This window comes from Bacteroidota bacterium (assembly GCA_018831055.1).
In the GTDB taxonomy this organism is placed as follows: Bacteria; Bacteroidota; Bacteroidia; order Bacteroidales; family B18-G4; genus M55B132.
In genome coordinates, this window is the sequence record JAHJRE010000112.1 from 1 (window position 1) to 16,406 (window position 16,406).

At 43.3% G+C, this 16,406-nt stretch carries 6 protein-coding genes; 4 read left to right on the forward strand and 2 right to left on the reverse strand.

Annotated elements, in window-relative coordinates; genetic code table 11:
• Positions 1-308 precede the first annotated feature (308 nt).
• The 4 genes from KKA81_07145 (at position 309) to KKA81_07160 (ending at position 11,418) form a co-directional block, all read left to right on the forward strand.
• A complete protein-coding gene (locus tag KKA81_07145; GenBank protein MBU2650692.1) occupies positions 309-4,295 on the forward strand; it encodes a T9SS type A sorting domain-containing protein in 3,987 nt (1,328 codons plus the stop codon).
• A gap of 12 nt (positions 4,296-4,307) precedes the next feature.
• Positions 4,308-6,599, forward strand: coding sequence for a right-handed parallel beta-helix repeat-containing protein (locus tag KKA81_07150; GenBank protein ID MBU2650693.1), 2,292 nt, complete (start codon positions 4,308-4,310; stop codon positions 6,597-6,599).
• 290 nt (positions 6,600-6,889) lie between these two features.
• Positions 6,890-9,619, forward strand: coding sequence for a pyruvate, phosphate dikinase (gene ppdK, locus KKA81_07155; GenBank protein ID MBU2650694.1), 2,730 nt, complete (start codon positions 6,890-6,892; stop codon positions 9,617-9,619).
• Between the two features lie 155 nt (positions 9,620-9,774).
• The gene (locus KKA81_07160) at positions 9,775-11,418 is read left to right on the forward strand and encodes a phosphoenolpyruvate carboxykinase (ATP) (GenBank protein ID MBU2650695.1); all 1,644 of its coding nucleotides are present in this window, start codon (positions 9,775-9,777) and stop codon (positions 11,416-11,418) included.
• A 268-nt stretch (positions 11,419-11,686) separates the two neighbouring features.
• Here KKA81_07160 and dnaN read toward each other — a convergent pair whose 3' ends face one another.
• Positions 11,687-12,811, reverse strand: coding sequence for a DNA polymerase III subunit beta (gene dnaN / locus KKA81_07165; protein MBU2650696.1), 1,125 nt, complete (start codon positions 12,809-12,811; stop codon positions 11,687-11,689).
• Between the two features lie 90 nt (positions 12,812-12,901).
• A partial coding sequence (locus KKA81_07170) for a hypothetical protein (GenBank protein ID MBU2650697.1) occupies positions 12,902-16,406 on the reverse strand: 3,505 nt, incomplete at its 5' end.

A 16,406-nucleotide genomic window follows, 5' to 3' on the forward strand; every position in this document is an offset into this window, starting at 1 on the left:
ACAATCGGGTAATGTATTGCGCGATGGAGGAGATTGCGCGATGGAGGAGATATTCGAAGGTTTTGATATGCCGGCGAAGAGCGGTACTTCGCTAATCGGTACATCGTGCAATCGTTATCTCGGGCAATGTATTAGCCGATTGTCGGCGAGTAATGAGTAATGTTTGATTTATTGAATGAGAATGTAATTACCCCTTAGCAACCTAGAATTCTTTTCATGATATATTTATGTTAACTCGATTGCTTTCACAGGTAAAAAATGGTAAATTAGCATTCAATAATTTACCTGATCTATTAACCTTCACCCCCATGAAAACAAACCAAACCAACACAACAAAAAAATGGAAAAAGATAATTAACCCATTGAAATTTGTTAGTCTCCTTACTGTCAAGTTATTTCTACTTTTTCCATTATCCTCGCAATCTCAAACTAATATTAATGTTCCTGGTTCCGAAACAGGAGGCAATCTTATTGGAGATATACTGTTGGCTGATGGGAAAATACTGGCCTATTCACCCAAGGAAATTCTCATTTTTGATGCAGATGCAGATACCTTAGAACATTCGATTCCTATCTCCAATACAGGAAAATTTAATCCCCGGTATTTTGGTTATAACAAGCATATTTGTGACGTTCAATTAATGACATACAATCCCAACAGAAATGAAGTTTATTATGTTAGTCCTGATCTGAAACTACATTACATTGATATGGTAAATTGCTCAACAGGAGTACTCTTAGGCACTACCCCAGACTCAATTTTACATTTTAAACATCTTAACGGACCTACCAACCTGAAATTCGATTACCATCACAACAAACTGTATTGGGTAATCAGAGGAAGAAGCAATGAAAATTCACCGGGTACTTTCCATGTGATGGATTCATACATTGCCGTTTATGATTTACCTGTGCAAGGATCAAATCCATCATTATCTAAAATATGGGACTACTTTATTATCAATAATTCAACAGGGAATAATTATTACAATTCTTTTGAAAATGTGGTGTTTTGTGAAGACAATAATTCATTCTTTCTGGCAAAAAAGAAAAGGATTGACAGGTATGAAATAGTAAATAATAGTAGTGTTGTTTTTAAAGAGTCATTTAATACCAGACCATGCAAATTGAGCAAAATGCTCTATATAAAAAACTCTACCATCCACAAATTGCTTGTATTCCCTTACAGATTGCCCTATGACAGCTATGAGCCTCCAATGAACGAAAACGTGAATTATTTCATTATTGACTGCAGTGATGCACAAAATTTTACGATGGATTCCATTCAATCCCCAAGTAAAAGAATCATTGATGCCGCATTTTTACCTGCTCAGAATGACCTGATCGTATGCTATTCCCCTGATGAATTTGCTCAACCTCCACAATTGGCAACCGGAAATGATGTGACTGTATATCAGTATCTGAACGGATCATTTGTTAATCCTACACATTATCAAACCAATGGGGTTTCATTAAACAACACCACAGAGACCTTAAATCGTCCAATAAAAATCACTCAATACAATAACAGTACAGTATTAATCAGCAAAAAAGATGAATTGATAAAATTCTACAAGCAAAGTAGTACCTATATTTTTGAATCAATCAAAACCGCAACAAGCAATTACTTCCATTCAGGAACTACCTACAACTACTACAAATCATATATCATTAATGCTGCCGGTGGATATATTGAAATATACGATGAATCAATGGCCTCTGATAGCATCCCCACCGGAAAGCCAATTTATCACACGGTGGAAATTGGCACAGGAAAATTTGCAGCATATAACCGCCTACATACGCACAGCACCTGCTTTTATATTTATGATACCGAAAATGACACCATAATAACCAGCAACCCGATAGATGGAGCCATTGGAGATATCATATTCAATCCCTTGCAAAATCACATCCTGGTATCTGAAAATACGGATCCGGGTAAAATATCTTATTTCGATACCGATGGACAATTTATAGGCTACCTGAACTTCCCTTCCTCGGATATTGATTTTGATTATATCCGTGATATGTTCATTAACCGGCATAATATGCTGCTGGTAATGACCAACATGAACAATACAATCCAGGAAACCTACCCGCGACTGCTTGTTTATAAGGCTGCCGACTACAGCTTTGTACAAGAGATTTCCAATATTACCATGCAACAATTTAACCACAACTTTCACTTCTACAATGCCCATTTCTGCGACAATACTGCAAATGGAAAGACCTATATAACCTTATGCCCTGGACCTCCCTACGATAATGCAGGTCAGGATTTCACGGGTATCGGCACACCGGATCCGTATTTATCGACCGATAATGATCTAAAATTCAATCCATTCTACCAGGGAAGCAACAACGGATGGCTAATGGAATACACTTCTCCGCAATCCGGTATACCCGGCACACTGCAAAGTAAATTCGAACTCAAGTTTCCCAAAGAACTGATATATATTAAACCTGAATATACTTCCACCGATGAGGATAAAGGGCTGCTCTTTATCAATGCGGAGAAGTTATTAAGATATGATTTCAACAGTACACAACCCACTGAAATTGAGGCATCCTTTTACCAGGTTTGTTACAGTAAAATTCACAATAAATTGTTTGGGATCAATGATAGAATTGGAATTAACTCATCAAACAGGATTATTCAGATACATACCATCAGTACTTCCGGAATTGTTTCAAATGAGCTTTTAGCGGAAGTTCCCGGTCAGGCTTCCGCTTTTTTCATCAACCCCTTTAATGAGTTTTTATATCTCTGTATAAAAATTGACAATGAAAAACTGGGAGAAGATTCCATGCGCTTAATGGAAATTGACCCATTGGGGTTGGAACAGATACAAACTACCCATCTGGATAATACCTGTGTTTTTCCCGATTTGTGTTATGACCCTGAAATAAGCGCATACTATTATAACTTCATCACTCCTTATATTGATTCTGCAAACCACAGCATCTATCTTCCTGGCGGAGGCCACAGCAATATTACCGCAGTGGATTTTGAACCGGCTGATTTTTTAAAGCTGGAAAACAACGAAGGTTACATCACCTGGCTTTCTTTTCCGAGGCTCAACCGCAGTGGTAACAATGCGGTTTCGGTTGATGAGGCCCTGCTGGACAAAGTGAATCCAGCATATAGCGATACCAGCAGGCTAAACTTTGAACAAGAATTGGGATATTTTAGCACCTATGATTTTGATAACCACACCTGGGATGGAAGCCCAGGAGGTTTATATAATGTAATTAGCAGCAACGGTTATATACTCGACCTGGAATATGGCCCCTTTTCAATAAGCGGTCCCATCTGGCTGCATTTGCGTGGGCAGCGGCTTGCTCCCGGGGGAGCCAACATCATCCTGGATGATGAACATGAAACCTGGGCCGGGTACTGGCTTACCCAGCCGCAGCACCCCATGTATGCCATACCCGATGCGGTGCTTACGCATTTATACCAGGTGCAGGGTCAATACTGGAGCTGTTACAAATACTGGGACGAAGGAATTAATATGCCCTACTGGTTATGTGCCTGTTCAAAAGGTCGTGGTACTTTGATGCGTTATGGAGATATGGTCAAGCTGTACTCTAATTCCTCTCTTCCCTTTACCTGGCTTAACAATACCGGAACCACCTCGCAGGAAGAACGCCCTGCCACGGAATACTTTTCTTTTTCCGAACAACCGGATTACACTTCCATTTTCATTGAGCTGGATTCCACCGAAAACCCCCTGGAGATCGGGGCTTTTATCGGTGAAACCTGTGTGGGGGCCACATCGGTTTTTTCAAGCGATACCCTGGTGCTGGTGCAGGCATATACCCAGGGATACAGCGGGGAGATATCATTCCAGGAATATTTCGGGAACAAATCCGCACCTGATAATGCCCCGGCATATTTCATATGGGATGAATCAAGCGGCAAATGGGTCCAAAGAAACATCCATACCGCCATGCATCAAAAAGGATTCCTGGTTTCGTTTAAAGACAGCAAAACGCGATACCAAACAAATCCAGAATCCACAGCCTGGCTTCGTTGCCAGCCCAATCCTGCAAAAGGATCCTGCAGCATTATCTACTATGTCTCCAGGGAAACACAAATCAGCCTGAAAGCTTATGATTTGCATGGCAACCCCTTGAAAGAACTCTATGAAGGATTTTGTCGGCAAGGACAATATGAAATAAGCTGGGATATGCATGATCAAAAGGGTGCTATGCTGCCCCCGGGGATCTATTATATCCGCTTGCAATCCGGAATATTTTCCGAAAGCCGGAAAGTGATCAAACTTTAAAGAAAACTACCAATGCAAATCATAATTATACGATCAGCCCTTATTATCCTGCTGTTATCTTTTTCCCATTTTTCCCCCGGGCAGGTAATAACAGTAAAGCAGGATGGCAGCGGGGATTTTACCCTCATACAGCAAGCCATCGACAGCGCCCAGAACGGGGATACCATCCTGGTTTGGCCCGGGGTGTATGTGGAAAACCTTTTTGTGATTGAAAAAGGGATTACCCTGGGCAGTCTCACCATGACCACCGGAGATTCATCCTATATTTCTCAAACGGTGATTGATGGGAATAAAACCGGTAGCTGTATTGCATTTTACTACACCTATTTCGCATGTGAGATTAATGGTTTTACCCTGACCAACGGAAAAGGGGTTCCAGGTTTTGGTAACGGAGGAGGTATCTATATGGACAATACCATCCTGTTAAAGGTAAGCAACTGCTATATTCATAAGAACAATCACGTTTCCAAGGGAGGTGGGATATATTGTATTGAAAGCGAACTGTATCTTTCCTCCACAACCATTACAGACAATTATGCACTCGGCAGGGGCGGAGGTCTTGTTATTGGAAGATCCGATGTTCATTTTGACAGCATCAACCGTTGCAGCATATATTTGAACTATGCATCCCAGGGGTGCGATATTAGTAAATCCGGTGATGAATTTTTATCGCTAAAGCTGGATACATTCACCGTAGCAAACCCCGACCGGCATTTTATTTCAAATTACCAGCATGAGAATATTTTTGATAATATTGAGCTGGATGCCCTAAACACTGTCATCCAGCCGGTGAACAGCAACCTGTATGTAGATCCACAAGGCAGCAATGAAAACAGCGGGCTGAGCCCGCAGGAGCCACTCAAGAACATTCATTATGCCCTGCTAAAAATAAGGCCCGATACCATCGATCCTAAAACCATCTACCTTGCCAATGGCACTTATGCCCGTTCTACCGGTGAAAAATGGCCCTTCGGTTTAAGAAGCTATGTCAGCATTGAAGGGGAAAGCAAAGACTCTACCATACTGGATGGGGAAAATAATGAAACCATGTTTGTTGCATATGAGTTAACAAATGATTATAGTATTTCAAATATCTCTTTCATAAATGCCAACAGCAATTACACCACCCGGGTCGGGGTTTTTAATATTTATAACAATAGCAATGTTCTATTTGACAACCTGTTGTTTAAAAATAACAAAGGATGGGTCAGAAGTGCTTTTAGCATAGGAAAGTCAAATGATACGCACTTCAAGAACATAACAGTCACCGAAAACATTGGCGGTGTGGCTGTCATGTGTGGCACGGGCCCTGATTCCGCGCTGGTATTATACGATGCCGACACGGTCTGGTTCGAAAACTGCAGGTTTCATCATAATCTGCCTGATTATGATACTACCACGACCGCATACGGGGGTGGCCTTGCCATTTCAGGATTCAGTCTGTACCCGGATTCCCTTACGGCTTATATTATGAACTGTGAGTTTTCTGAAAACATCAAAAATTATGAATCAGGGCCTGGCACTTCGGCTCTGGGAACAATATTCGGATCAAAAGCTTTTGTTGTAAATTCCACCATTGGCAACAATACTAGTACAGGAGAACTTGGTGCAAGCATCAGCGCTTCATATGATTCCGAAATGAACATTTACAACTCCATCATTAACGGAAACTACCCGGCACAGCTTTTCATGATCAATGATGCCGGCCAGCAGTCCGATCTTTACATTTACAACTCCCTTATCCAGAACGGAATGTTCGGCATAAAAGTTTACTCTGCAGGCAACAACATATATTACGATGATTCCAACATCGAAGGAGACCCGATGTGGGATACAGCAGGCATATTCCCTTACATGCTAACGGCTGCTTCGCCCTGTATCAATGCCGGAACACTGGATCTGTCGGATCCCATCCAGCTTCCAGAAACAGACCTGGCCGGTAATCCCCGTGTTTACAACGGGCAAATAGATATGGGAGCCTATGAATACGGGCCATGGGTCGGCATCCTGGAAATCCCCCAAAAAACTACCGGCATTATAATTTCAGCCAGTCCAAACCCCTTCTTTTTTGAAACCACCATACGCTATGAAAGCCAAGATGAAGGAATTCATGCTATTTACGTTTATGACCTGAGCGGAAAACGAAAAGCCACTCTGGCAGAATTCTACAGCCTGCCATGCAAAGGAACGTTTGTATGGGATGGAACGGATGATACGGGGATTGCCCTTGCTTCCGGGGTGTATGTTATTGAAATGTCAATAGATGGGATCGGTACATGTACGAAAAAGGTTGTGAAGAGATAGAAAAATAATTTAGAAGCAGCCCCAATAAATCACTATTCACTCATTACTCATCGACAATCGGGTAATGTATTGCGCGATGGAGGAGATTGCGCGATGGAGGAGATATTCGAAGTTTCTGTTAAGCCGGCGAAGCGAAAAACCTTTTTATAAGTTGACCATTTATCGTCTTAACATAGAATTAATGTGTCTGATACTTTTTTTTTGTAATTTCGCAGCTTCGGAATTTAAAAATTAATGCATTAGAAATCAAATCACTACGTACCTGACTAACTGTTAAACAAAAATATATTATGGCAAACGAAAAGAGTGTTTACTTGTATGGAAACAAGAAGGCAGAAGGAAATGCCCGGATGAAGGATCTCCTGGGTGGCAAAGGAGCCAATCTCGCAGAAATGAACCTTATCGGTGTACCGGTTCCTCCGGGTTTCACCATTACTACAGAGGTATGCAACGCTTTTTATAAAGAGGGGAAAGAGGTCACTATCAGTAAGATCAAGCCGGAAGTGGAAAAAGGCATTCACTTCATTGAAGAGATCATGGGTGCCGGATTTCTCGACAAAAACAATCCCTGTCTGGTATCGGTCCGTTCTGGCGCCAGGGCTTCCATGCCCGGCATGATGGATACCATCCTGAATCTTGGATTGAACGACGAAGCGGTTGAAGGCATTGCCAGGAAGACCGGCAATCCCCGTTTTGCATGGGACTCCTACCGCCGTTTTGTTCAGATGTATGGTGATGTGGTATTGGGCATGAAACCGGAGTCGAAAGACGATATTGATCCCTTTGAAGAGATCATTGACGAGATGAAAGAGGAGAAGGGTGTGGAAAACGACACACAACTCACAACAGAAGACCTGAAGGAACTCGTGGCCCGATTTAAAAAAGCTGTAAAAGAAAGAACTGGCAAAGATTTCCCTTCAGACCCCTGGGAGCAGCTTTGGGGCTCTATCCTGGCAGTGTTCAACAGTTGGATGAACGACCGGGCTATTTATTACCGCAAGCTCAACAATATTCCGGAAGAATGGGGAACTGCCGTTAACGTGCAGGCCATGGTTTTCGGAAACATGGGTGAATCTTCAGCTACGGGAGTAGCCTTTACCCGCGATGCCGGCACCGGGGAAGACATCTTCAACGGTGAATATCTAATCAATGCCCAGGGTGAAGATGTTGTAGCCGGGATCCGCACCCCCCAGCAAATCACCATGGAAGGGTCGCTTCGTTGGGCTAAGCTGGCCGGTGTTAATGAAGAAGAAAGAAAGCGCGACTTCCCTTCCCTTGAAGAGGCCATGCCAGTATTATACAAGGAATTGCTTGAAACACAGCAAAAGCTGGAAGATCACTATAAAGACATGCAGGACCTTGAGTTTACCATCCAGGAAGGCAAACTCTGGCTTCTTCAGACACGTAACGGCAAACGTACAGGCGCTGCCATGGTTGAAATAGCCATGGACATGTTGGATCATGGCATTATCGATGAAGAAACCGCTTTGCTCCGCATTGAGCCAAATAAACTGGATGAATTGCTTCACCCTGTTTTTGATCAGGAAGCTCTTGATAAAGGTGTTGTTTTATCGAAAGGTCTTCCTGCATCCCCCGGCGCAGCAACCGGTCAGATCGTTTTCCATGCCGACGACGCTGAAGAATGGGCAGAAAAAGGCAAGAGAGTAGTACTTGTAAGAATTGAAACATCTCCCGAAGACCTTAAGGGAATGAATTCGGCCCAGGGTATCCTCACCGCCCGCGGTGGAATGACTTCGCATGCAGCCGTTGTTGCCCGCGGTATGGGTAAGTGCTGTGTTTCCGGAGCAGGATCCATCAAAATCAACTACAAGGAAAGAACCATGACCGTTGACGGAAAAGTTTTCCGTGAAGGTGACTGGATATCACTCAATGGCAGCACAGGTGAAGTATTTGAAGGAAAGATCCTTACACGTGACCCCGAACTGCATGGGCACTTTGCAAAACTTATGGATCTTGCCGACAAATATGCTACTATGCTGGTAAGAACCAATGCCGATACACCCAAAGACTCAACAATTGCAAGGAATTTTGGCGCGCAGGGCATCGGCCTTTGCCGCACTGAGCATATGTTCTTTGAAGGGGACCGTATCAAGGCCATGAGGGAAATGATCCTGGCTTCGGATGAAGCAGGTCGCCGTAAAGCACTTGAGAAACTTCTTCCTATCCAGCGCGAAGACTTTGAAGGAATATTCGAGGCTATGCACGATCTCCCGGTAACCGTCCGCCTCCTTGATCCTCCTCTGCATGAATTTGTTCCCCATGAAGATGAAAATCAAAAGGAAATGGCAGATGAAATGGGACTCTCCGTGGAAGAAATCAAGCAGAAAGTTGAAGACCTTCAGGAAGTCAACCCTATGCTCGGACATCGCGGATGCCGCCTGGGCAACACCTATCCTGAAATATCGGAAATGCAGGCAAGGGCAATTATTGAAGCCGCCCTTAACCTGAAAAAACGTGGTATCAATGCCAAGCCTGAAATCATGATTCCCCTCACAGGAACCCTGAAAGAAATGAAAATGCAGGAAGAGATCGTTCGTTCAACTGCCGAAAAAGTATTCCAGGAACGCGGGGAAAGAATTGATTATCTCGTGGGAACCATGATTGAAGTCCCCAGAGCTGCCATGACCGCCGACGAGATTGCCCAATCGGCAGAGTTCTTCTCATTCGGGACCAACGACCTGACCCAGATGACCTTTGGTTATTCCAGGGACGATGCAGGCAAATTCCTTCCTGTTTATATACAGAAAGGCATCCTGAAGCATGATCCCTTCCAGGTACTGGATCAGACAGGAGTTGGACAGCTAATGGAAATTGCCGTTAATAAAGGACGCCAGACCAGACCTGACATTAAAATCGGTATCTGCGGTGAACACGGTGGTGAACCCAGTTCGGTTGAGTTCTGCAATACGCTTGGATTCAACTACGTGAGCTGCTCACCATTCCGCGTACCCATCGCCAGACTTGCCGCTGCACAGGCAGCCATCAAACAGAAAAAATAAAACCCTTATTTCTATTGACAAAGAAGCAGTAATTTCGTAAGTTACTGCTTCTTTTTTTCGTGTTCCCCTTTGATAAATTGTATTTTTGCACCTTATTTTTTTAAAGATTCGATAAATTCAAGTATATTTATACAAACAATCTCAAAATCATCAATATGGATATCAAAGCAAAGGTTACCGAATCCGTTCAAAAGCACAAAAACGTGCTCAACAACATTGAACGCAGGGAAATGATCCGCGAGGTAGTATTGAACAAGGAAGCCATCGTTGCCGAAGGCGGAGCCCTGGCGACCTGGACTCCTCCGGAATCCACCGGGAGAAGCCCCAAGGATACACTTATCGTTAAGAGAGCTTCGAGTGAAGGCAATATCGACTGGACATCACCGAACAATATTCCCCTGGATGAAGAAACCTTTGATATGATTTTGGACGATGCCCTCAAGGCAATTGAAGGCAAGCAAAAGATTTATATCACGGACCGGGTGATCGGAGCCGATTCCACATACGCTCTCCCGGTCAGAGTGATCACCGATTTTGCACTTACGGCTCTGTTCACGGAGAATATGTTCCGGCCTGTACCCGCTGATATCAGTAAAAGTGTCTTTTTTGGCAAGGATTTTTTCCTGGTAACCTTACCGTATGATAAGCTGGATCCCCAAAGATACGAAGGCAGGTTGCGCAAGATGGATGACGGGACAACCTCCAATATGGCCGTAGTGATGGATTTCGACCGGAAAGTGGGCGTTGTGTTCGGTTCAGCCTATATGGGCAGCGTGAAGAAGCTCATGTTTACGGTAATGAATTATCTCCTTCCCTTCGAAGGCATCCTGCCCCTGCATTGCAGTGCCAATGAAGGCCCGAAAGGTGATTCGGCCCTTTTACTGGGGCTCTCCGGGACAGGAAAGACGACCCTTTCCGCTGATCCAAAACGCGCTCTCCTGGGTGATGATGAGCATGGATGGGGAGAACATGGTATTGCCAACTTTGAGTATGGATGTTATGCCAAAATGATCGACATTAATCCAAAGAAAGAACCGGATATTTACGATGCGGTCATGCATCATGATGATTATCTTGAACATGGTTCCATTGTGGAAAATGCCATGATTTATCCCAACGGCGTTTTCGATTATTACGATGACCGCTTTACACCGAATTCACGGGCCTCCTACCCTCTTCGTTACCTGAAAAACATCAAGGAATCGTCGACAGCCGGGCATCCGTCAACCATACTTTTTCTGACAGCTGATGCTTACGGGGTTATTCCGCCGGTTGCGAAGCTGAATCCCGACCAGGCCATGCTTTGGTTCCTCATGGGATATACCAGTAAACTGGCCGGTACCGAAACCGGTGTTACTACGCCTAAAGCTACTTTTTCGCGTTTCTTCGGTCAGCCATTTATGCCGTGTAATCCTGACATCTACGCGAATATGCTGGGTGAAAAAATGGAAAAGCATCAAACCAATGTTTATCTGATCAATACAGGATGGAGCGGTGGCCCTTATGGTATCGGTAAACGCATGGATATCACCATGACCCGCGCCATGGTTGATGCAGCCCTTAACGGAGCCCTGGAAAATGTTGAATACATGGAAGACCCGCTTTTCCATGTAAACATTCCCCTCTCATGCCCGGGAGTACCTTCCGAAATCCTGAATCCCAAAAACACATGGAAGGATAAGGATGCATACGACAAGCAAGCTCATGAGCTGGCCGCCAAATTCTCAGAAGCCTTTGACAAAGCATATGGGCATAAGGGTATAAAAGATTCGGTTATCAAACAATGTCCCGGTAAATAGTAAAAAAGCCTCCCCAGCAGGAGGCTTTTTCATTAGTGCGTTACATCATGACCATCATCAGAGTTTATTTTTCCCTGATTTCAGGTATAAAACAAATCCAATTACAGCCATTAAAAAGAAGAAAATAATAACAACGATATATCTAAACTCTGTGTCCGACATTAATAAGAAGCTTTACGCAGCTAAAATAATGCGTACTAAGCATCCTGCTGTTAACCAAAGGTTAAGCTAATGTTAAAAATTTGAAAGGAAAGGTTGAAAGGGATGATTATTGATTCAGCATAACCGGCATTACCAGCATCAGAATATCCTCCGCATCATTTTCATTGTCGACAGGGATGATTAAACCTGCACGGTTCGGAGCAGACATTTCAATCCGAATCTCTTTGGTATCGAGGTTATTCAGCATATCATGAACAAACTTGCTGTTAAATCCGATTTCCATGTCTTCCCCCTCATAACTGCATGCAAGTCTTTCCCTTGCTTCATTTGCAAAATCAATATCTTCGGCACTGAGGATAAGCTCCTGCCCTGACATTTTCAGTCGGACCTGATGCGTACTTTGGTTTGCAAAGATAGAAACGCGCCTCATGGAAGTCAGTATGGCAATCCTGTCAATGGTAAGGACATTAGGATTGTTGGTAGGGATAACTGCCTCGTAATTGGGATAACGGCCTTCGATCAGACGGCAAACCAGTTTCACATTCCGGAAAGTGAAGCTGGCATTAGTCTGGTTATATTCCAGGGTTACTTCAGAATCTTCAGAACCCAGGATGTTTTTCATCGAGTTGAGAGGTTTCTTGGGCATGATAAACGAAGCGGAGTCCTCTGCATGAACATCGGACCTGCGATAACGAACCAGTTTGTGGGCATCGGTAGCTACAAAAGTGATATTTTCAGGAGTTAGCTCACAAAAAACACCCGACATTACCGGCCGGAGTTCATCATTTCCGGTGGCAAAGATAGTACGGGTTATCGCGGAAACCAGCAGGGAAGAATCTATCACAAGGGTGGTTTTTTCTTCCAGGACGGGCATCTGAGGAAACTCATCGCTGCTGTGCCCGGCCATTTTGAATTTCCCTTCTCCGGCAGAAATCTCAACCATTAACGTTTGCCGGTTTATGTTAAAACTAACGGGAATGTCCCCAAAGGTTTTTAAGGTATCCATTAAAATCTTGGCCGGGATGGTAACACTTCCCGGTTCCTCCGACATGGAGGTGGAAACGCTTACCGTCATGGTTGTTTCCAAATCAGACGCTGTTATGTGAAGTACATCTTCCTTTAATTCGAAAAGAAAATCATCGAGTATAGGAAGAGTGTTGCTTGAATTCAACACACCACTCAGAGCTGAAAGATTTTTCAGCAGCATGGAACTGGAGACGATAAACTTCATATCAACCTTAGGATTTGATTTAAACTCATAAAAATACCTTGGTAAAATTAATAAAAATCTGATAAGATATGATTCCGGATTCCGGCATTTTTATTTCTTTCCTGCAATTCTTTCCATTTCCACAAGAAACTCAATTCTTTTCCTCTTACTGGAAATAACGAACTCATAGGGTTCCTCTTCGTCCTTCTCCTTTATTGTCCTGCGATCCGGTTTTAATGTCATAACAAGATCATTATACTTATCGCTTGAGGAAATAGTCTGAAGGATATTGCTCCTGTAACTAAAAAAGAACCAGGTAGTACTGTTTATCTCCAAATAAAGGTTCATTATGGGGGCAGTTTCCCGCATTTCAATTTGCAGGTAGCCATTTACATATTTGTTAATGGGCGTATTACCGACACTGGAAACCCCCAGGAGTCCGCTTGAAACATAGGATCTTGATTCTTCATCCCAGATCATTTTCAACTCAGAAAGAAAAACCGTAAAACGCATATTTTGAGGCACCCTACGGCTTGCTCCGTACAATGCAATTTCTTCACGGGCTTTGGCCGACTCCTCTTCTCCAACCAATGCTGTCATTGCTCCCTGGTAAATGGGATTATCAAGGCTTAAGCCTTGCAAGTTAGCCAGTTGGAGCTCGTCTGTCATCATCTCCAGTAACTGAAAGTCCAGGAAAAAATTAATACCGGCAGATAGGTTCAATTTCAGGGAATCCGGGATCATAAAGTACTCCGATTCCCCGTAGGTAACTAAATCAATATAGGGCATGTCCACGCCCAGATCTGTCATTCCACGGCCGCGCATGGTACAGTGGCGCGTGTCGAAGAAAAGGTAAGGAGCAATGGATGTTTTCTCAAAAGCATTGGGATCGGGAGAGATCAGGTACCCATCCCGCTTATAGTCGTAACGAACCTTTCCTCTTGCAGAAGCAACTTTGCGATCGGTTGCCGACCAGCTCCTTTCAAACAATGCCGGATAAAGCCCATCCCTGGAAAATGAATAATTGAGGGAAAGATCAATCTCTTCACCGGAAGTGTTCCTTATGGTTTTATGAACGGGTATGATCACCTCCTGCGGATTAATCACCGTATCAAATCTCACCCACTCTTCCGGCCGGTTATAGCAATCCTGTATGATACCAAAACCTCCGTTAAATTCCAGGAATTTTTCCGTTGAACGCAAGGTAACAAGACCCTGGAAAGGAAATCTCGGACTAAGCATGAAATCCGATGTGTCGCTGATGCGTGAAACGGCATACGTATAACCGGCACTGTCGTTCACAGCAATAGTCGAAAAGTTAATCAACTGTTTGTTGCCTGACACATCGGTATAATCATAAAACCCTTTTCCAACAAAACTGTTCCTTGAAAAAATATTAACGTTGGCATCATGAATATGGTGGAATTTGTTCGATGTACTTGCAATAATATGGGATCCTAATAAGGTTTCCATCACGGCATCTTCCAGGATGGTCACTTTACCATCGCCCGGAAAAATGGCAGCATCCGCCACTTTTATAACTTTAACATCTTCAGCCCTGATAATGTTGTTATCAACATCGTACGAAGCCTTCAATGAAAAGAAACGCAGGCTGTCCTGATCGGGATGAACCGAAATGAACTCCGAACCGGCAAGATCCACATCAATCAGGTCTTCTCTCGACATTTTCTGGATTTCCGGAACACTCGTCAGCATTTGGTTGGAAAGGAACATCTCGTTTTCATCCATTTCCCAACGGAATTCATTCATATTACAAACATAGCGGTTGAACGGAAACTCCAGCAACGAAGAAATCCCGTTCGAGTTAAAGTTGCCGTAACGCAGATCGAAATCCATATTTGAGCGGTAACCTAAAGCCATAAAGGCAAGCTGCATCCTGGCAGTATCGGTATAAAGGAAAAAATCAGAGGTATCGGAAAGCAACTGATGGTGTCTGAAATTGAATTTCCTGGATTCGATGGCAGCCTTTTCAAACAGGAATGATCCATTTCCCAGAGTCTGATCCGGGGAAAGTTGAATGCGTCCATCAAATCTGGCCTGGTCGAAAATCCGGAAAGGACTTTCAGTATTCCAAACCATCAGGGTTTGTTTATCGGGGATAAAAAGCTCCCTGACCATTTTAACCTGAACAGCAGGGTATTCCTCAGATGCCAGCAAGGGTGCAACGGTAAATGATTCTCCGTGACATGTCATAGAATCAGGGAAAAAATAAAAATCATTCGATAACGACCGGGATGTGAGATAATCCATAATACCTTCCCCGGTCAGACCATCTCCATCCAGCTTATAATTTTGAGTAAATCTGGCCAGGTTTCCATAGAGAGCCAAGCCGGTATCCGGCGTTTGCGACTGAAACCCAAGATAATAATCGGGCATTACTTTCAGCGGATTCTTCAGGATGGGCATAATCCCGGCCGACGCAAGATAACCGGTGAACTGTATCCCATCTGTTGAAAAATCGTCAAGGCTGTCGATAGAAAACGGATCAAGCTCGTAGAAAAAATCTTCCCTGTTGTAAACACCCCCGTGAATTTTTGAATTATCATAATAAACATAGGCATTTCCAACGCTATTAAATATGGGGTATTCCGGATAGGAAACCAGTCCCGATTTATTATCAGCGCGATCGATCAGAATGTGCCCGTTAAGGTCTTCAAGTACAGACCTAACCTTTATCAGATCAGTTTTTTTCTCCCGGGGTATAATGTTATCCTGCTCTTCAACAGTATCGGTTTCGTATTTCTTTACCAGGAAATCCACCGAATCCACGCTGGGAAGATTAATCCTGAATGTGTCATATTCAAATGAACAATCGCCTGAATAAAACTCAAATAATCCGGCCCTGACTTTTCCTGTAAAAATAAAATCACGGTTTTCCTTCATCACTATTTGTCCATCCGAAGGGAAGATAAAAACCTTTTGCGGGTCACTCAGGAAAATTTCCGGTACACCGTTGATGGTAAGGTCAAAGGTTTTCATGTCAAGAATAGCGTTACTTTCCATTTGAGTTTGAGAGATTATCCGCATCACATCATAATCATTCCTTCCTGCCTTTGAAGCAATATAATCAAACAATCTCTCTTTAACAATGGCTTCCCGACGTTCGGCATCGTAAACCAGAAACCCTTTCCCTTCCAGCATTACCAGCATAGCAATAGCCTGCTCTTCCGGCTTTTTCATATAGTCGGCCAATAGCTGGGGTTTAATCACATAAGTACCGAATGTCGTAGTATAATCTCTTATAAGAATGAGGGGATTGACAGGATCCAGACCTTGCAAAGTATGATAATCTCTTTCTGAAAAGAAATTATCGGACTCAAAAACTGCCTTGCTCTCATTATTAAAACTTCTAAGACTCTCAAAAGTAATTTTCCCAGAGTCCAATGCCCAGTAAAGAGCTTCCGCAAAAATGTCTATCTGATGGTAGGAATCGAAAAATGGAATATTGTAACCGCTGCTGGCCTGGAAAAGATTGATCTCTTTCTTTCCCAGATCATATTTCATCCGCAACTTCGGATGGTACAACGAATCCCCGTTATTGTATACCGTAAAAACTGTTTTACTGGATGAAACAACCTTCGGTGTGATGATAAAC

Coding starts and splice junctions, on each gene's coding strand:
- KKA81_07150 (MBU2650693.1), top strand. CDS start 4,308: ATGCAAATCATAATTATACGATCAGCCCTTATTATCCTGCTGTTATCT.
- KKA81_07145 (MBU2650692.1), top strand. CDS start 309: ATGAAAACAAACCAAACCAACACAACAAAAAAATGGAAAAAGATAATT.
- KKA81_07160 (MBU2650695.1), top strand. CDS start 9,775: ATGGATATCAAAGCAAAGGTTACCGAATCCGTTCAAAAGCACAAAAAC.
- ppdK (MBU2650694.1), top strand. CDS start 6,890: ATGGCAAACGAAAAGAGTGTTTACTTGTATGGAAACAAGAAGGCAGAA.
- dnaN (MBU2650696.1), bottom strand. CDS start 12,811: ATGAAGTTTATCGTCTCCAGTTCCATGCTGCTGAAAAATCTTTCAGCT.